The following is an 18,170-nucleotide window of genomic DNA, read 5'->3' on the forward strand; positions in this document are numbered from 1 at the left end:
TGAGAAAAATTAGGCATAAAAAAACCCGGTTTCAAACCGGGTTTTTTTATGAGTTAGACTTTCATGATGTCTACTTCTTTCTTGGCTAGTAGTTCATCTATTTTAGTAGAAAATTGGTCAGTTAATTTTTGAACAACCTCCTCAGCGCGTTTGATTTCATCTTCAGACGCACCATCTTTTTGAAGCTTTTTGAGTTCGTCATTTATGTCTTTACGAACGGTTCTCAGTGAGATTTTTCCACCTTCACATTCATGCTTAGCTTGCTTCACCAGCGAAATACGTCTTTCTTCAGTAAGTGCAGGAATAGTCAGGATAATCACTTCACCATTGTTCTGAGGTGCAAGTCCGAGATCCGAATTGATGATGGCTTTTTCAATTTCAGAAATTAAGGAACGTTCAAAAGGCTTAATGGAAAGCGTACGTGCATCAGGCGTGTTCACTGATGATACTTGACTCAAAGGCGTGTTTGCACCGTAGTACTGCACTGTAATTCCGTCAAGGAGGTTTGGCATTGCCTTGCCTGCACGGATTTTCAAAAGTTCGGCAGAAGTATGAGCTACTGCTTTCTGCATCAATTCTTTTGCTTCTTCTAAGTATAATTCGATTTCTTCCATGATTTTAAAACTTATAGAGAAGTGATCAAAGTCCCGATTTCTTCGCCTTGTACTAATTTGCTAAGGTTTCCAGACAAGTTCATATCGAACACGATGATTGGAAGGTTGTTCTCTTGGCAAAGTGTGAAGGCTGTCATATCCATGACATTTAGGTTCTTTTCATACACTTCGTGAAACGAAATGATTTTATATTTTGTGGCTGTTGAATCTTTTTCCGGATCGGCAGTATAGACGCCGTCAACTCGGGTTCCTTTCAAAACGATGTCAGCTTCTACTTCGATTGCTCTCAAACTTGCAGTAGAATCTGTAGTGAAATAAGGGTTGCCAATACCCGCTCCGAAAATAACGATACGACCTTTTTCTAGGTGGCGGATTGCTCTTCTGCGGATAAATGGTTCGCAAACACTTTCAATTTTGATACCAGACATCAAGCGAGTATACATTCCACCCTGCTCAAGTGCACTCTGAAGAGCCATAGCATTGATCAAGGTCGCTAGCATCCCCATGTAGTCACCTTGAACTCTATCGATTCCGGATGATTCAGCTTGAACTCCTCTGAAAATATTGCCACCTCCGATTACGATCGCAATTTCCACCCCCATGTCGTGTACTTTTTTGATCTCCTGTGTGTATTGCTGAAGTCTAACTGGATCGATGCCGTAATTCTTATCACCCATTAGCGCTTCTCCACTGAGTTTGAGCAGTATTCTCTTGTATTTCATGTGCTTATAATTTGCTTTTCAAAGGCCACATGGTATCTCGCATTCTGTTTGATAGCAGTTCTGATTGCTACTTTCGGAAGGCTCGATTTCATGTGATTGGTATTGTTTTCAGAGGTTGATTATCGCTACTGTTGCGATTATTTGAGGCGCGTTATTCTCAGATTGGCGCTAAAAAACATTAGCAAAATTGACTGAAAAAGAATCGGGCAGGGCACGATTTGCACTAAATAATCCGACAAATATAATTTCTTCAATTCATTATGCTAGGCTTAAAAGCTAAAATTGAATCAAGACTTGGTTTTTTTCTACACTTTGATTGAGAGAAACTTTTACTGCCTTCACAATCCCGTCTCCAGGGGATTTAAGGATGTTCTCCATTTTCATAGCTTCCAAAATCAAGACTACATCTCCTTTTTTTACCTCATCACCTGCCTTCACTTTCAGGTCTAGAATCAATCCAGGCATAGGCGCCTTTATCTCTTTCAAAGTCTGAGAGGCGTTGGCGTTCATTCCAAGCTGCTCCAAAAGTAGATCAAATCTGTCCTTGATTTGGAGACTGGAGATTTTATTTCCAAGCTTGAGTTGTACTGTTTTTGTTTCCTTATCTATAGAAATTAACTCAGCTTCTAAAGACTTGTTTTCATGGATCAGGTGTATTTTTCGATCAGAAACCCACTTAAGGTCCCAATCGATCGATTTGCTATTTACTTGAAGTGAATCGTCGGTTTTTTCTACCGAATAGCTTTTGTTTTGGATGGTAACTGTAAACATTCATGTTAATTTGAAACCGAATATACAATTTCCCCTAAAACTGATCCTTCTTCATACGTTTTAAAAATGAATCAATTAGCTAAGCATACGCCAAAAACCAAATGGATTTCTTCAACTGGTTTGTCGGTTATTTTTCTTCTTTTCGGGATTGCATGTAAATCAACTCAAGTCTTAACTCAGGAGCTTGAAGATAGGGAGATAGTGGAAATCCCCTTGAAAAAAGTCGATAGCACAGCTTTAGAAGCACTTGTCGCAGAGAAGGAGCTTGAAATTGAAGCCTATAAGCCAGCAGCCAAAAAAGATTTTGATATACTCCACACTGACTTGGATTTATCATTTGACTACCAAAATCAACTAGTACTTGGGAAAGCTGAGCTGACGATAAAACCTTTTTTCTATCCAAGTCAAGAATTGGTTCTTAATGCGCAGGATTTTGAATTGGGGGAGATATTATTTATTCAGGATGGAACTTCTGCATCGGTTCCTTATGATTACGATGAGGATAAAATTCACATTCACCTCCCTAGAGAATTGTCTAGATCGGATACTTTTCGGATTGTCTTAGATTATAAGGCCTTTCCAGAGAGAAATGCCGGTGGGGGTAGTGAGGCTATTACGGATACCAAAGGCCTTTATTTTATAGATCCGCTTGATACTTTGCCAGGTAAGCCGACCATGATCTGGACGCAAGGCGAGACTGCGCACAGTTCGAAGTGGTTTCCTACGATAGATTCTCCCAATGATAAATTCACTCAGCTGATAAAATTGACTGTTTCAGATACGCTGATGACTATTGGTAATGGAGAATTAATCAAGCAAGAGAATTTGGGAAATGGAATGAGGAAGGATTATTGGGAAATGAAACTTCCACATTCAGCCTATTTGTCTGCATTTGCCATAGGTGATTTTGGTAAGATTGAAGCTAATTGGGAGGATGTTCCGTTGGGTTACTTTGTGGAAAAAGGGTATGAAAAGGGAGCTGAAAAAGTATTTAGAAATACCCCTGAGATGATTGGTTTCTTTTCCGAATTACTTGGTGTGCGGTATCCCTGGCCTAAGTATGATCAGGTAGTTGTTCGAGATTTTGTTTCCGGCGCGATGGAGAATACTACGGTGTCTATTTTCATGGAGGAACTAAGACTTACCGAACGGGAAGCGATTGATTCTGAGATGGATTACATCATTGCTCATGAGCTTTTTCATCAATGGTTTGGCGATTATGTGACCATGGAATCGTGGGCAAATCTTACATTGAATGAAGGCTTTGCTAATTACAGTGAGTTCCTATGGAACGAATATAAGTATGGTGAAGATGAGGCAAAACTCAAGCTGATAGCAGAAACAGAAAATTATTTCACCGAAGCATTGACTAAGCAAGTCCCGCTGATACGATTTGAATATCAGGATGCAGAAGATTTGTTTGACTCGCATAGTTACTCCAAAGGCGGAGTAATAATTCACATGCTTCGCGAGTACCTGGGGGAAGAGGCGTTTTATAGGGGTTTGAATTATTATTTGACTGAACATGCCTTTGGGAATGTAGAAGTGAATGATCTCAGAATAGCTATGGAAAAGGTGAGCGGAGAGGATTTGAATTGGTTTTTCAACCAGTGGTTTCTAGCAAAAGGACATCCAGATCTTCACTTCGATTTTGATTACTCAGACCCAACAAACATTAAAATAACCGTCACTCAACAACAAAATTTGAACACAACACCACTGTATCAACTTCCTTTGGATGTGAGCTGGTATGAAGGGAAAGTGCGAAAAAGTAAGCGCTTTATAATAACCAAGGCTTCTCAGCAAATTTCTTTAGAAAATGAAAATTCGGTGGACTTGGTTTTTGTTGACGAACAGAAAAATCTCCTAGCCAAAAAGTCTTTTGGAAAAAACACAGAAAAAATGCGCCAGCAATTTAGAGTTTCCAATGTTGGCGTTACAAGGTATGAAGCACTGGATAGTCTTGCTACTTGGGAGGCCGTGACTGAATTGGAGTCAATTATCCCTGAGGCATTGACAGACCAGTTTTGGTCGGTCAGAGAATTAGCCTTATCTATTCTCCAAGGATATCCAGAGTGGCTCGAAGATACGCCTGAATTAGCTCGAAAAATTAGCGACATGGCGCTAAATGATACTAGAAATTCAGTCAGAGCAGGAGCGTTGGATGTGCTTTCAGCATTTTCTCCAGATGACTTTTACACAACATTTCTAAAGTTAGCACAGGATTCTTCCTATTTGGTAGCAGGATCTGCGCTGATGGGTCTCGTAACGATGGAGTCGCAAACTGTAGATCCAGCGGTGATTGAAGGCTACGCTACAGAGAGTAACTTTCGAATGGTAATTCCTGTGGCTGATTACTACATTACTAATGCCATTCCCGGAAAAGGAGATTGGTTTATAGACCAGGCAAACACTATATCAGGAGAGGGATTGTACTATTACCTTGGGTATTTTGGAGAATATTTCAGCCGGTTCCCTGAAGAGGGTGAGGATAATGCAGTCACTTTTCTATTACAAAGAATGTCTTCTGATTCGAGAAGCTACATTCGTTTGGGGGCATTTCAAGGACTATTGGGTTTTTCTGATGATCCTGAGATTTTGAAAAGAATCAGTGATGTAGCATCACTGGAAAAGGATACCGACCTAGTTCAGTATTACCAATATTTTTTAGAAGCACTAAAAGATGAAAATTAATGGCTTGATTTTTAATTGTTTGGAAATAAAAACAACAAAATCTCATCAAATTTGAAATGCATGTTTTGAATCTTTAATAAAAGCCTCTAATTTTGCCATCCGTTACGATAGAAAAGCCAGAGAGAAAGGTTTGAAAAGTAGCGTTAGTTGGGGGAATACCAAAGCGGCCAACTGGGACGGACTGTAAATCCGTTGACTTAAGTCTTCATAGGTTCGAATCCTATTTCCCCCACACTATTGTCCTAATGCAAAATTTTTTCCTAATTTTGCTGGGCGAAAAAAATCTGGATAAGACCAGATTTATAGGGAAGTAGCTCTCCAAGGTATAAATCGCAAGATCTAGTACCTAGAGGTAGAGCGGCAGAGATGATTTCATCTCAAAAGATTACAAGCGGGAGTAGCTCAGTTGGTAGAGCGGCAGCCTTCCAAGCTGCAGGTCGCGGGTTCGAGCCTCGTCTCCCGCTCTTTGCTTTCTACGGAAAGCATAAGAGTCTAAGCCGACGTAGCTCAGGGGTAGAGTACTTCCTTGGTAAGGAAGGGGTCAGGGGTTCAAATCCCCTCGTTGGCTCATTTCGGCTTATATTGAAAAAAAATAAATTTATCTTTAAACTTAAACTGAGGATTTTCACGCATGGCAAAAGCACAATTCGACCGTTCCAAGCCGCACGTTAATATCGGTACGATTGGTCACGTAGATCATGGAAAGACCACTTTGACTGCTGCCATCACTACCGTTCTGGCTAGTAAGGGTCTATCTGAATTAAGAGACTTTTCTTCTATCGATAATGCACCGGAAGAAAAAGAAAGAGGTATCACCATTAACACCTCTCACGTAGAATATCAAACTGAAAACAGACACTACGCTCACGTAGATTGTCCAGGTCACGCTGATTACGTTAAGAACATGGTAACTGGTGCTGCCCAAATGGACGGCGCTATACTAGTAGTAGCAGCTACTGACGGACCAATGCCTCAAACTAGAGAGCACATCCTTCTAGCTCGCCAGGTAGGTGTACCTCAACTAGTAGTATTTATGAATAAAGTAGATATGGTTGACGATCCTGAGCTTCTTGAGCTTGTGGAAATGGAAATCAGAGAACTACTTTCTTTCTACGAATTCGACGGTGACAATATCCCTGTAATCGCTGGTTCTGCACTTGGTGCATTGAACGGTGAAGAAAAGTGGGTTGAAACTGTAATGGAATTGATGAATGCTGTTGATTCTTATATCCCTCTTCCAGAAAGAGCTGTTGACAAAGATTTCTTGATGCCTGTAGAGGACGTATTCTCGATCACTGGTCGTGGTACAGTAGCTACTGGTAGAATTGAAAGAGGTGTAATCAACTCTGGAGAGCCTGTTGATATCATCGGTATGGGTGCTGAAGGACTTAAGTCTACAGTAACTGGTGTTGAGATGTTCCGTAAGATTCTTGACAGAGGTGAAGCTGGTGATAACGTAGGTCTATTGCTAAGAGGTATTGAAAAATCACAAATCAAACGTGGTATGATTATCTGTAAGCCAGGATCTGTGAAGCCTCACGCTCACTTCAACGCTGAAGTTTACGTTCTTTCTAAAGAAGAAGGTGGACGTCACACGCCATTCTTCAACAAATACCGTCCACAGTTCTACCTTAGAACTACTGACGTAACTGGTGAGATCAAACTTCCAGAAAGCGTTGAGATGGTAATGCCAGGTGATAACGTGACTATCGAAGTGACTTTGCTTAACGCAGTTGCTCTTGAGAAAGGTCTTCGTTTTGCGATCCGTGAGGGTGGTAGAACAGTAGGAGCTGGTCAGGTTACTGAAATTCTTGACTAATTCATCAATCACAGATTGACTATTTATACAATGCGATCTCAAATTATTTTGGGATCGCATTTGTTTCTTTAGTAATCAATACCTAATTTTGCGTTCCCATTAGCGGGGCGTTCATTTACACGGGCATAGTTCAACGGCAGAATAGCGGTCTCCAAAACCGTTGATGGGAGTTCGAATCTCTCTGCCCGTGCCAGTAAGTTAAGTACACTATGAATCTAAAAAACTTTGTCCTAGAGTCTTATGACGAAATGGTAAATAAGGTCACCTGGCCGAAATTTTCATTTCTTCAAAATAGTGCAGTATTGGTGTTAGTCGCTTCTTTGATCTTTGCCCTATTTATAGGCGTGGTGGATTTAGGATTTGAGAACATCATGAAATGGTTTTACGATTTATTCTAATAGAATTGACATTACAGAATGGCTGAACATAAATGGTACGTACTCAGAGTAGTAGCGGGGCAGGAGAAAAAAACTAAAACCTATTTGGATAATGAAATTTCCAGACAGGCGATTGGAGATTTTATTCCTGAAGTCCTAATACCTTCAGAGAAAGTATACGAGATGCGTAACGGTAAAAAGCGAGTTAGAGAGAGAAACTTCTTTCCTGGCTACGTTTTAGTCAATGCGGATCTCTCAAATGGTGAGGCCAATCACGTAATTACAAGTATTCCGGGAGTAATCGGTTTCTTAGGATCAAACTCAGGTGGGGCTTCCAAAACCCCTGAGCCACTTCGTCAGTCAGAAATCAACCGTATTTTAGGTAAGGTTGAAGAGATCGACGAGTTCGCAGAGAAACTGGATACACCATTTATAGTCGGAGAGACTGTCAAAGTAATGGACGGTCCTTTCAGTGGATTTACCGGAACAATAGAGGAGATATTTGAGGAGAAGAAAAAACTTAATGTTATGGTTAAGATCTTCGGCCGAAATACTCCTGTCGAATTAAACTTTATACAAGTAGAAAAACAAGACTAAGCAATGGCTAAGGAAATCACTGGTTATTTAAAACTACAAGTGAAAGGTGGCCAGGCAAACCCGTCGCCTCCAGTAGGTCCAGCTCTTGGTTCCAAGGGTCTGAACATAATGGAGTTTTGTAAGCAGTACAATGCACGTACCCAAGAAAAAATGGGTCAAGTGCTTCCAGTATTGATTACTATCTACTCAGACAAGTCTTTTGACTTCGTAGTAAAAACTCCTCCTGCAGCGAACATGTTGCTAGAGGCTGCGAAACTTAAAAGCGGTTCTGCTGAACCAAACCGTAAGAAGGTGGGATCAGTAACCTGGGATCAGGTTAAGGAGATTGCAGAGGTTAAAATGCCTGACCTTAATGCTTTCAAAGTTGAGTCTGCTATGAAAATGGTAGCTGGTACAGCACGAAGCATGGGAATCACAGTATCTGGTAAAGCCCCTTGGGAAGTATAAATAAAAAACAATGGCTAAGTTAACAAAAAAGCAAAAAGAAGCTCTTTCTAAGTACGACCCAAGCCAAGTGTACTCCCTGGAGGCAGCTTCTACTATCGTGAAGGATATTACTATGACGAAGTTTGACGCTTCTGTAGATCTTGACATCCGTTTGGGTGTAGATCCACGTAAAGCAGATCAAATGGTAAGAGGCGTTGTTGCGCTTCCTCATGGTACAGGCAAAGACATCAAAGTATTGGTGCTTTGTACTCCTGACAAAGTAGCAGAAGCAACCGAAGCAGGTGCAGATTACGCAGGCTTGGACGACTACATAGCTAAAATCGAAGGCGGATGGACTGACATTGATGTCATCATCACTATGCCTAACGTAATGGCGAAAGTAGGTAGATTGGGTAGAGTATTAGGACCAAGAGGTCTTATGCCAAATCCTAAATCAGGAACTGTTACTCTGGATGTAGCTAAGGCAGTAAGAGAAGTAAAAGCGGGTAAAATTGATTTCAAAGTAGATAAATTTGGAATTATTCACGCGGGTATCGGTAAGGCATCCTTCACTGCAGCGCAGATCGAAGAGAATGTAAAAGAACTTATCCTTACAATCTCTAAGCTTAAGCCTTCATCCTCTAAAGGAACATATTTCAAGAGTATTCATTTATCCAGTACAATGTCTCCTGGTATAGCAGTGGACAAGGGTAGCATTCAAGGAATTTAATCATGACTAGAGACGAAAAGAAAATAATAATCGACGGTCTTACTGAGAAATTTAAAGAAAACCCTTTCTTCTATATCACTGATGCTTCAGGTTTTTCTGTAGCTCAAGTGAATGCTTTCAGAAGAGCTTGTTTTGACAAAGGCGTTGAGTACAAAGTGTACAAAAACACCCTTGTTACTAAAGCGCTGGAAAATTTAGATGCTGACTTCTCGGAGTTGTCAGAAAAAGCATTGAAGGGATTCTCTGGAATTTTATTCTCAAAAGAGACGAGTAATCTTCCAGCAAACGTATTGCTGGATTTTAGAAAAAAATTAGGAAAAAAAGCAACTAAGCCAGCATTTAAAGGCGCTTCTATCGATGCAGATATTTTCATCGGAGAAGAAAACCTAGAAATGTTATCTAAGTTGAAGTCAAAGGAGGAATTGTTAGGCGATCTAATCAGCTTGCTACAATCTCCAGCGATGAATCTTATCTCAGCATTGCAAAGTGGCCAGAACAACATTACTGGTGTGCTTAAAACGCTTGCTGATAGAGAGGAAAAATAAGTTTAAAAAAATAATTCAAACAAATATTAAATTTCAAATACAATGGCAGATCTTACGCAACTTGCAGATCAGTTGGTAAACTTGACTGTAAAAGAGGTTAAAGAATTGACAGATATCCTTAAGGATCAGTATGGCATCGAGCCAGCTGCTGCAGGCGCAGTAGTTGTAGCAGGTGGTGCTGGTGCTGGAGAAGCTGCAGCTGAAGAAGAGAAGTCGACTTTCGACGTAATCTTGAAAGCTGCTGGTGGATCTAAACTGGCAGTTGTTAAGCTTGTAAAAGAATTGACAGGTCTTGGTCTTAAAGAGGCTAAAGAACTAGTTGACTCTGCTCCTAAAGCATTGAAAGAAGGTGTAGCTAAGGACGAAGCTGAAGGCTTGAAGAAGTCTTTGGAAGAAGCTGGTGCTGAAGTAGAGATCAAATAATTTGCTGAACCGCAACTATTAGGTTGGGGTTCACACCTAAGACCTGACTATTTTAGTCAGGTCTTTTCCTGTTTATGCACAGGTTTAAAATTGCATTATTCTAAGCGAAAATAAGATTATTTCGCTAATAACATTTCACCATAAACATACACTACCTTGGCTATCAAGAATCAAACCGAAAGGAAAAGTTTCTCCTCCATTAAGGTGGTCAAAAACTATCCGGATTTTCTAGATATTCAGTTGCAGTCTTTCAAAGACTTTTTCCAATTGGATACTCCAGCTGAAAAGCGCCGGGCAGACGGTTTATTTAAAGTATTCGCAGAAAACTTCCCAATCAGTGATTCTAGAGAGAATTTTACTCTTGAGTTTATTGACTACGCAGTAGACCCACCGAAATATTCTGTGAGCGAATGCATTGACCGTGGCTTGACCTACTCTGTACCGTTGAAAGCAAAGTTGAGATTACTTTGTCATGATGAGGATAATGAAGATTTCGAAACGATTGAGCAAGAAGTATTCTTAGGTAATCTTCCGTATATGACCGAGAAAGGGTCATTTGTAATTAATGGTGCAGAACGAGTTATTGTTTCACAACTTCACCGTTCACCAGGTGTGTTCTTTGCGCAAAGCAAGCATACCAATGGTACGAAACTTTACTCCGCCAGAATTATCCCTTTCAAAGGATCTTGGATTGAATTTGCTACTGATATTAATAATGTCATGTATGCTTACATCGATCGTAAGAAGAAGTTTCCTGTAACTACTTTGCTAAGATCAATTGGCTATGGCTCTGATAAAGATATTCTTGATCTGTTCGGGCTATCTGAAGAAGTCAATGCTACGAAAACAGCAATGAAAAAAGTAGCTGGCCGTAAGCTTGCTGCGAGGGTTCTAAGAACTTGGGTAGAAGATTTCGTTGATGAAGATACTGGTGAAGTAGTCTCTATCGATAGAAATGAGGTTTTGCTAGAGCGTGATACCGTTCTTACAGACGAAGACATTGAAATGATTTTGGATTCAGGCTCGAAAAGCATTATTCTTCATAGAGAAGATGTGAACGTAGCTGATTACTCAATCATCTATAATACATTACAAAAAGATAGCTCTAACTCTGAAAAAGAGGCAGTAGAGGTTATCTACCGTCAGTTGAGAAACACTGAAGCTCCTGATGAGTCAACGGCTCGTGAGGTGATTCATAGCTTGTTCTTCTCTGATAAGCGTTATGATCTGGGTGAAGTTGGTCGTTATCGAATCAACAAGAAACTAGGTCTTGACATCGATTCTGATAAAATCGTTCTTACGAAAGAAGATATTATCAACATCGTAAAATACCTAATTGGACTTATCAACTCTAAGGCTGTGGTCGATGATATTGACCACTTGAGCAATAGACGTGTAAGAACTGTAGGCGAGCAGCTCTACAGCCAGTTCGGTGTAGGTTTGGCAAGAATGGCCAGAACGATCCGTGAAAGAATGAACGTTCGTGACAATGAAGACTTTAAACCAGTCGATTTGATCAACGCACGTACGCTTTCTTCTGTGATCAATTCATTCTTTGGTACAAACCAACTTTCTCAGTTCATGGATCAAACCAATCCATTGGCGGAGTTGACTCACAAGAGAAGACTTTCGGCTTTGGGTCCAGGGGGGCTATCTAGAGAAAGAGCAGGATTTGAGGTTCGAGATGTTCACTATACGCACTACGGTCGTCTATGTACTATCGAAACTCCAGAAGGTCCAAACATTGGTTTGATTTCTTCGCTATGTGTTCATGCTAAAGTGAACTCAATGGGCTTCCTTGAAACTCCTTATCGTAAGGTGAAGGATGGAAAAGCCAGTCTTAAAGCTGAGGATGTTTTGTTCCTAACGGCTGAAGAAGAAGACGATCATAACATTGCTCAGGCAAATGCTCCATTGGACGAAACTGGTAAGTTTATCAATGAAAAAGTAAAAGCAAGATTTGAGGGTGACTTCCCAGTATTGGAGCCATCTGAAATTAGCTATATGGACGTTGCTCCTAACCAAATTGTATCTGTTGCGGCATCTTTGATTCCTTTCTTGGAGCATGATGATGCGAACCGTGCATTGATGGGGTCAAACATGCAACGTCAAGCAGTTCCTTTGTTGAAAGCGGAAGCACCTATCGTAGGTACTGGTCTTGAGGCAAAAGCAGCTGTAGATTCTAGATCTCTCATCATTGCGGAAGCAAGTGGTGTAGTAGATTATGTGGACGCTAAGAAAATTGTCATTAAGTATGACCTGACTGATGATGAGCTTTTGGTGAATTTCACAGATGAGTACAAGTCTTATGATTTGATCAAATTCAGAAGAACGAACCAGGATACTACAATCAACCTTACTCCTTTGGTGCTTAAAGGCCAGAAAGTGAAAAAAGGTCAGGTTCTAGTAGAAGGTTACTCTACTAATAACGGTGAGCTTGCTCTTGGTAAAAACCTGAAAGTGGCTTACATGCCATGGCAAGGATACAACTTTGAGGATGCGATCGTAATCTCTGAGAGAGTAGTAAGAGAAGATATCTTTACTTCAATCCACGTAGAAGAATTCCAACTGGAAGTTCGTGATACAAAGAGAGGTGAAGAAGAATTGACTTCTGAAATTCCTAACGTCTCTGAAGAAGCAGTTAAAAATCTTGATGAGCATGGTATCATTGCGATAGGAGCTGAAGTGAAGGAAGGCGATATCATCATCGGTAAGATCACTCCAAAAGGAGAGACTGATCCTACTCCGGAAGAGAAATTGCTTAGAGCAATCTTCGGTGATAAAGCTGGTGACGTGAAAGATGCTTCTTTGAAAGCTTCACCTTCATTGAATGGTGTGGTGATCGAGACTAAGCTTTTCGCAAGGCCAAAGAAAGACAAAGACGTAAGAGCTAAGTCTAAGGCGGAGGTTGAAAAACTTAAAGGTAGATACTCTAAAGATCTATTGGGCATCAGAGCTCGAATGATTAATAAGATGGTGACTATCCTTGATGGTAAAACTTCACAAGGCGTTAAGCATAAGTTTGGTGATGAGATCATCACTAAAGGACAGAAGTTTAATGCTAAGAACATTGAAAATAATCTTTTCCCTGCTAAGAATCCTTACAGAGATGAGAGCAATTACAATGTTCCGGAAGAGGCTAACCTTATTTCTGATATCGTTCTTGACGATTGGACCAATGATCCTCATACCAATGAGTTGATTGCTCAATTGGTGAAAAACTTCATCAATTCAAGAAATGAGATTGCTGGTACCTTCAAGAGAGAAAGATTCACTCTTGAGGTAGGAGATGAACTTCCTGCTGGTATCGTTCAACTTGCCAAAGTGTACATCGCTAAAAAGCGTAAGCTTAAAGTAGGTGATAAGATGGCGGGCCGTCACGGTAACAAAGGTATCGTTGCTAGAATCGTAAGAGACGAGGATATGCCTTTCCTAGAGGATGGAACTCCAATGGATATCGTATTGAATCCACTAGGTGTACCTTCTCGTATGAACATCGGGCAGATCTTTGAAACTGTATTGGCTTGGGCTGGACAGAAGCTGGATAAGAAATACGCTACACCAATCTTTGATGGTGCTTCTATGGAAGAAGTATCTCACGAATTGGAATTGGCAGGTCTTCCAGCTTATGGACGTACTTACCTATACGATGGTCTTTCAGGTGTTAAATTTGACCAGCCAATTACAGTAGGTATCGCATACATGCTGAAACTTGGTCACTTGGTAGATGATAAGATGCACGCACGTTCAATCGGTCCATACTCTTTGATCACGCAGCAGCCATTGGGTGGTAAAGCTCAGTTTGGTGGTCAGCGTTTCGGAGAAATGGAAGTTTGGGCACTTGAGGCATTCGGTGCATCACACGTACTTCAGGAGATCCTGACAGTGAAGTCTGATGACGTAATTGGTAGAGCAAAAGCTTACGAAGCGATTGTGAAAGGTGAAAACCTTCCAAAACCAAATATTCCTGAATCATTCAACGTATTGGTTCATGAGTTGAGAGGTTTGGCTCTTGAAATTACCCTAGATTAATAAAGCGAATGGGCTCGCAAGAGCCCTTTACATATCTTTCAAAAAACTATGGCGTTCAGAAAAAATAAAAAACTTAACAATGATTTTTCCAGAGTCACCATTAGTTTGGCTTCCCCAGAATCTATTCTGGATAGCTCAAACGGTGAAGTGACCCAGCCAGAGACGATCAACTATAGAACCTACAAGCCTGAAATGGGTGGTTTGTTCTGTGAGAGAATCTTTGGTCCGGTAAAAGACTGGGAGTGTCATTGTGGCAAGTACAAGCGCATCAGGTATAAAGGTATTATCTGTGATCGCTGCGGTGTAGAGGTTACAGAGAAGAAAGTAAGAAGAGAGAGAATGGGGCACATCGAACTGGTAGTTCCAGTTGCTCACATTTGGTATTTCAAATCTCTTCCTAATAAAATCGGTTATCTTCTTGGACTTCCAACCAAGAAGCTTGATCAGATTGTCTATTACGAGCGTTATGCGGTTGTTCAGGCAGGTATCAAAGCAGAAGAGGGTGTTCAGTATCTGGACTTCTTGACTGAGGATGAATACTTGGATATCATGGACAAGCTTCCTAAGGAAAACCATATGCTTGACGATGAGGATCCAAATAAATTCATCGCCAAAATGGGTGCTGAAGCGTTGGAGATGCTATTGGCAAGAATTGATTTGGATGACCTTTCGTATGCACTTCGTCACCAAGCTGCTACTGATACTTCTCAGCAGAGAAAGGCAGAAGCACTTAAGAGACTGAAAGTGGTAGAAGCATTCCGTGATGCTAGAACCAGAATCGAAAACCGTCCTGAGTGGATGGTAGTTCGTATGGTTCCTGTGATCCCACCTGAATTGCGTCCATTGGTTCCTTTGGATGGCGGTCGTTTCGCGACTTCTGATTTGAATGACCTTTATAGAAGAGTTATCATCAGAAACAACCGTCTGAAGCGTTTGATAGATATCAAAGCTCCAGAGGTCATTTTGAGAAACGAAAAAAGAATGCTTCAGGAAGCTGTAGATTCTCTATTCGATAACTCTAGAAAAGTAAATGCGGTAAGATCTGATGGAAACCGTGCTTTAAAATCCCTTTCTGATATGTTGAAAGGTAAGCAAGGTCGATTCCGTCAAAACTTGCTCGGTAAGCGTGTGGATTACTCCGGTCGTTCTGTGATCGTGGTAGGACCAGAGTTGAAGCTTCACGAGTGTGGTCTCCCTAAAAATATGGCTGCTGAACTTTTCAAGCCTTTCATCATCAGAAAACTGATCGAAAGAGGTATTGTGAAGACAGTTAAGTCGGCCAAGAAAATTGTTGATCGTAAAGATCCAGTGGTTTGGGATATTTTGGAAAATGTACTAAAAGGACACCCTGTGCTCCTTAACCGTGCTCCTACGCTTCACAGATTAGGTATCCAGGCTTTCCAGCCAAAACTAATAGAAGGAAAAGCTATCCAGCTTCACCCATTGGTATGTACTGCATTCAACGCCGATTTTGACGGTGACCAGATGGCAGTTCACGTACCGCTTGGACATGAGGCAATCTTGGAAGCTTCTACGTTGATGCTTTCTTCGCACAATATTCTTAACCCTGCTAACGGAGCTCCGATTACTGTACCTTCTCAGGATATGGTATTGGGTCTATACTACGTGACCAAAGGTAAGAGATCTACTCCAGAGGAGAAGGTTCCAGGTGAAGGAATGACATTCTACAGCACTGAAGAAGTGATTATCGCAATGAATGAAGAGCAAATCTCCAAACATGCGAATATCAAGTGTAAAGTGCAGGTAAGAACCGAAGATGGAGGTTACAAGGATGAGATCATTGAAACCGTAGCCGGTAGATTGATTTTCAACCAGTTCGTACCAAAAGAAGTAGGTTATGTAAATGAGCTTTTGACCAAGAAAAAACTTCAGCAGATTATTGCTAAGGTGGTTAAGGTGTGTGGAATGGCACGTACAGCTCAATTCTTAGATGATATCAAAAACCTTGGATTCCAGATGGCCTACAAAGGAGGTCTATCTATGGGTCTGAATGATGTAATCATCCCAGAAGAAAAAGAGCCGATGATTACTAAGGCCAAAGACGAAGTTGACCAAGTATGGAACAACTACCTAATGGGTCTAATCACGGATAACGAACGATACAATCAAGTAATTGATATTTGGACTCGTACCAACTCTCATTTGACTAATAATCTAATGAAGCAGATGGAAGAGGATAAGCAAGGATTCAATGCGATCTACATGATGATGCACTCAGGAGCCCGTGGTTCCAGAGAACAAATTCGTCAGCTGGGTGGTATGAGAGGCTTGATGGCTAAGCCACAGAAAAACCTTCAAGGTTCTGTAGGTGAGATCATTGAAAACCCAATCCTTTCAAACTTCAAAGAAGGACTGGATGTATTGGAATACTTTATCTCTACGCACGGTGCACGTAAAGGTCTCGCCGATACTGCATTGAAAACTGCCGATGCTGGTTACCTAACCAGACGTCTAGTGGATGTGGCGCAGGATATGATTGTGACTGAAGACGATTGTGGTAGTTTGAGAGGATTGATGGTTCAGCCATTGAGAGATAATGACGATATCGTCGAGCCACTTTCTGAGAGAGTTGTAGGTAGAGTTTCTGTCCATGATATATACCATCCAGAAACGGATGAGTTGATCATTGAATCAGGAGTTATGATCAGCGATGAGGTTGCTCAGTTGATTGACGAATCTGGTATTGACGAGGTTGAGATCAGATCTGTATTGACGTGTGAGACTCGTAGAGGTGTATGTGGGAAATGCTACGGAAGAAATCTAACCTCATCTGGCCATATGGTACAGACAGGTGAATCTGTAGGTGTTATCGCTGCACAATCAATCGGTGAGCCTGGTACTCAGCTTACACTTAGAACTTTCCACGTAGGTGGTACTGCATCAAACATGGCTGTAGAAGCGAGTGTGATAGCTAAGTTCGACGGTGTTGTAGAATTTGACGATGAATTGAGATTAATCGAGACTACCAATAAGGATGGCGAACCAGTAACGGTGGTCATGGGTAGATCTGGTGAGATCAAAGTGAATGATCCTAAGACAGGTAAGACATTAGTGTCTAATCATGCCCCATATGGTTCAATTGTCAATGTGAAGGATAAGGAGAAAGTTACTAAGGGTCAGACTCTTTGTAAGTGGGATCCATATAATGCAGTTATCCTATCTGAATTCGATGGTAAAATTGAATTCGAAGCAATCGTAGAAGGCGTTACTTTCAAAGAAGTGTCCGATGATCAGACAGGCTTCCGTGAGAAAGTAATTATCGATACAAAAGATAGAACTAAGAACCCTGCAATCATTGTCAACTATGGTGAAGAGTCTAAAGGATATAACATTCCTGTAGGAGCTCACTTGGCAATTGAGGCTGGAGACAAAGTGAAATCAGGTCAAATCTTGGTGAAAATCCCAAGATCTGTTGGTAAGACTAGAGATATTACCGGTGGTCTTCCACGAGTTACCGAGCTATTCGAAGCAAGAAACCCATCCAATCCGGCTGTAGTTTCTGAAATTGATGGTGTAGTATCTTATGGAGGTATCAAGAGAGGTAACAGAGAAATCATCATTGAGTCCAAAGATGGAGTAATTAAGAAATACATGGTATCTCTTTCTAAGCATATCTTGGTTCAGGAGAATGACTTTATCAGAGCTGGTGAACCACTTTCTGATGGAGCGATCACTCCAAATGATATCTTGTCTATCAAAGGCCCAACTGCTGTTCAAGAATACTTAGTAAATGAAATCCAGGAAGTCTATCGTCTTCAAGGTGTGAAAATCAACGATAAGCATATCGAGGTGATCGTATCTCAAATGATGCAGAAAGTTGAAATCCTTGATGCTGGTGATACTGGATTCCTGCAGAACCAAGTAGTGGATAAGTGGGCATTCAGAGAAGAGAATGATAATATTCTTGACCGTAAGGTGGTTATGGATGCTGGTGATTCTTCTACGTTGAAGCCAGGTATGATTATCTCTGCAAGAAGATTGAGAGATGAGAATTCTAGCTTGAAGCGTAAGGATCTTAAGCTGGTGCAAGTACGTGATGCTGAAACTGCGGTTTCTAAGCCTACACTACAGGGTATCACTGCCGCATCTTTGGGTACTGAGTCATTTATCTCTGCAGCTTCCTTCCAGGAGACTACTAAGGTGCTTTCCGAGGCAGCTATCAGAGGCAAACGAGATGAATTGAAAGGTCTGAAAGAGAACGTAATCGTTGGTCACTTGATTCCTGCCGGTACCGGCCAGAGAAGATTGCAGCCAATCATCGTGGGTTCTCAGGAAGAATATGAGAAGCTTTCAGAAAACATGGAGCGTAACGCTAAAAGATCAAGCGAAGCAATCCTGTAATATTCTAGTAAATTAATTTAAAAGGCCTGTTTCGCGACAGGCCTTTTTTATGAATGTC

13 protein-coding genes and 4 tRNA genes are annotated in these 18,170 nt (G+C 41.1%); 14 read left to right on the forward strand and 3 right to left on the reverse strand.

Features of this window, described 5'->3' with window-relative positions:
- Window positions 1-53 precede the first annotated feature (53 nt).
- The 3 genes from frr to AACZ87_RS15905 all read right to left on the reverse strand — a co-directional run bounded on the left by frr (window position 54) and on the right by AACZ87_RS15905 (window position 2,107).
- On the reverse strand, window positions 54-614 hold the full coding sequence (frr, locus tag AACZ87_RS15895) for a ribosome recycling factor (protein ID WP_339868659.1): 561 nt from the start codon (window positions 612-614) through the stop codon (window positions 54-56).
- 11 nt (window positions 615-625) lie between these two features.
- Window positions 626-1,336: a UMP kinase gene (gene pyrH / locus AACZ87_RS15900; protein ID WP_339868660.1), complete on the reverse strand. Its 711-nt coding sequence runs from the start codon at window positions 1,334-1,336 to the stop codon at window positions 626-628.
- A gap of 276 nt (window positions 1,337-1,612) precedes the next feature.
- Entirely contained in the window at window positions 1,613-2,107 is a 495-nt protein-coding gene (locus tag AACZ87_RS15905; RefSeq protein ID WP_339868662.1) for an acetyl-CoA carboxylase biotin carboxyl carrier protein subunit, read from the reverse strand.
- Window positions 2,108-2,173: 66 nt separating this feature from the next.
- Between AACZ87_RS15905 and AACZ87_RS15910 the strand changes: the two genes are divergently transcribed.
- The 14 genes from AACZ87_RS15910 to rpoC all read left to right on the forward strand — a co-directional run bounded on the left by AACZ87_RS15910 (window position 2,174) and on the right by rpoC (window position 18,112).
- Window positions 2,174-4,801, forward strand: coding sequence for a M1 family metallopeptidase (locus AACZ87_RS15910; protein ID WP_339868663.1), 2,628 nt, complete (start codon window positions 2,174-2,176; stop codon window positions 4,799-4,801).
- Between the two features lie 149 nt (window positions 4,802-4,950).
- A tRNA-Tyr gene (locus AACZ87_RS15915) sits at window positions 4,951-5,033 on the forward strand.
- Window positions 5,034-5,192: 159 nt separating this feature from the next.
- Window positions 5,193-5,265, forward strand: a tRNA-Gly gene (locus tag AACZ87_RS15920).
- Window positions 5,266-5,297: 32 nt separating this feature from the next.
- A tRNA-Thr gene (locus AACZ87_RS15925) sits at window positions 5,298-5,369 on the forward strand.
- A gap of 63 nt (window positions 5,370-5,432) precedes the next feature.
- Window positions 5,433-6,620 (forward strand): elongation factor Tu, encoded by a 1,188-nt coding sequence (tuf, locus tag AACZ87_RS15930; protein WP_339868664.1) that lies wholly within the window; start codon window positions 5,433-5,435, stop codon window positions 6,618-6,620.
- A gap of 119 nt (window positions 6,621-6,739) precedes the next feature.
- Window positions 6,740-6,813, forward strand: a tRNA-Trp gene (locus AACZ87_RS15935).
- Window positions 6,814-6,829: 16 nt separating this feature from the next.
- On the forward strand, window positions 6,830-7,018 hold the full coding sequence (gene secE, locus AACZ87_RS15940; RefSeq protein WP_086543367.1) for a preprotein translocase subunit SecE: 189 nt from the start codon (window positions 6,830-6,832) through the stop codon (window positions 7,016-7,018).
- Between the two features lie 18 nt (window positions 7,019-7,036).
- Window positions 7,037-7,594, forward strand: coding sequence for a transcription termination/antitermination protein NusG (gene nusG, locus AACZ87_RS15945; protein ID WP_283414123.1), 558 nt, complete (start codon window positions 7,037-7,039; stop codon window positions 7,592-7,594).
- A 3-nt stretch (window positions 7,595-7,597) separates the two neighbouring features.
- Window positions 7,598-8,041 carry a 50S ribosomal protein L11 gene (gene rplK / locus AACZ87_RS15950; protein ID WP_339868667.1) on the forward strand — a complete coding sequence of 148 codons (444 nt, stop codon included), beginning with the start codon at window positions 7,598-7,600 and terminating at the stop codon, window positions 8,039-8,041.
- 10 nt (window positions 8,042-8,051) lie between these two features.
- Window positions 8,052-8,750, forward strand: a complete 699-nt coding sequence (gene rplA / locus AACZ87_RS15955) for a 50S ribosomal protein L1 (protein WP_057939467.1) — start codon at window positions 8,052-8,054, stop codon at window positions 8,748-8,750.
- Window positions 8,751-8,752: 2 nt separating this feature from the next.
- A complete protein-coding gene (gene rplJ / locus AACZ87_RS15960) occupies window positions 8,753-9,295 on the forward strand; it encodes a 50S ribosomal protein L10 (protein WP_339868669.1) in 543 nt (180 codons plus the stop codon).
- Window positions 9,296-9,337: 42 nt separating this feature from the next.
- The gene (gene rplL / locus AACZ87_RS15965; RefSeq protein ID WP_339868671.1) at window positions 9,338-9,718 is read left to right on the forward strand and encodes a 50S ribosomal protein L7/L12; all 381 of its coding nucleotides are present in this window, start codon (window positions 9,338-9,340) and stop codon (window positions 9,716-9,718) included.
- A gap of 156 nt (window positions 9,719-9,874) precedes the next feature.
- A complete protein-coding gene (gene rpoB, locus AACZ87_RS15970) occupies window positions 9,875-13,750 on the forward strand; it encodes a DNA-directed RNA polymerase subunit beta (RefSeq protein ID WP_339868673.1) in 3,876 nt (1,291 codons plus the stop codon).
- Window positions 13,751-13,798: 48 nt separating this feature from the next.
- Window positions 13,799-18,112 (forward strand): DNA-directed RNA polymerase subunit beta', encoded by a 4,314-nt coding sequence (rpoC, locus tag AACZ87_RS15975; RefSeq protein ID WP_339868675.1) that lies wholly within the window; start codon window positions 13,799-13,801, stop codon window positions 18,110-18,112.
- Window positions 18,113-18,170 lie beyond the last annotated feature (58 nt).

This window comes from uncultured Algoriphagus sp. (assembly GCF_963974365.1).
Lineage (GTDB): Bacteria > Bacteroidota > Bacteroidia > Cytophagales > Cyclobacteriaceae > Algoriphagus.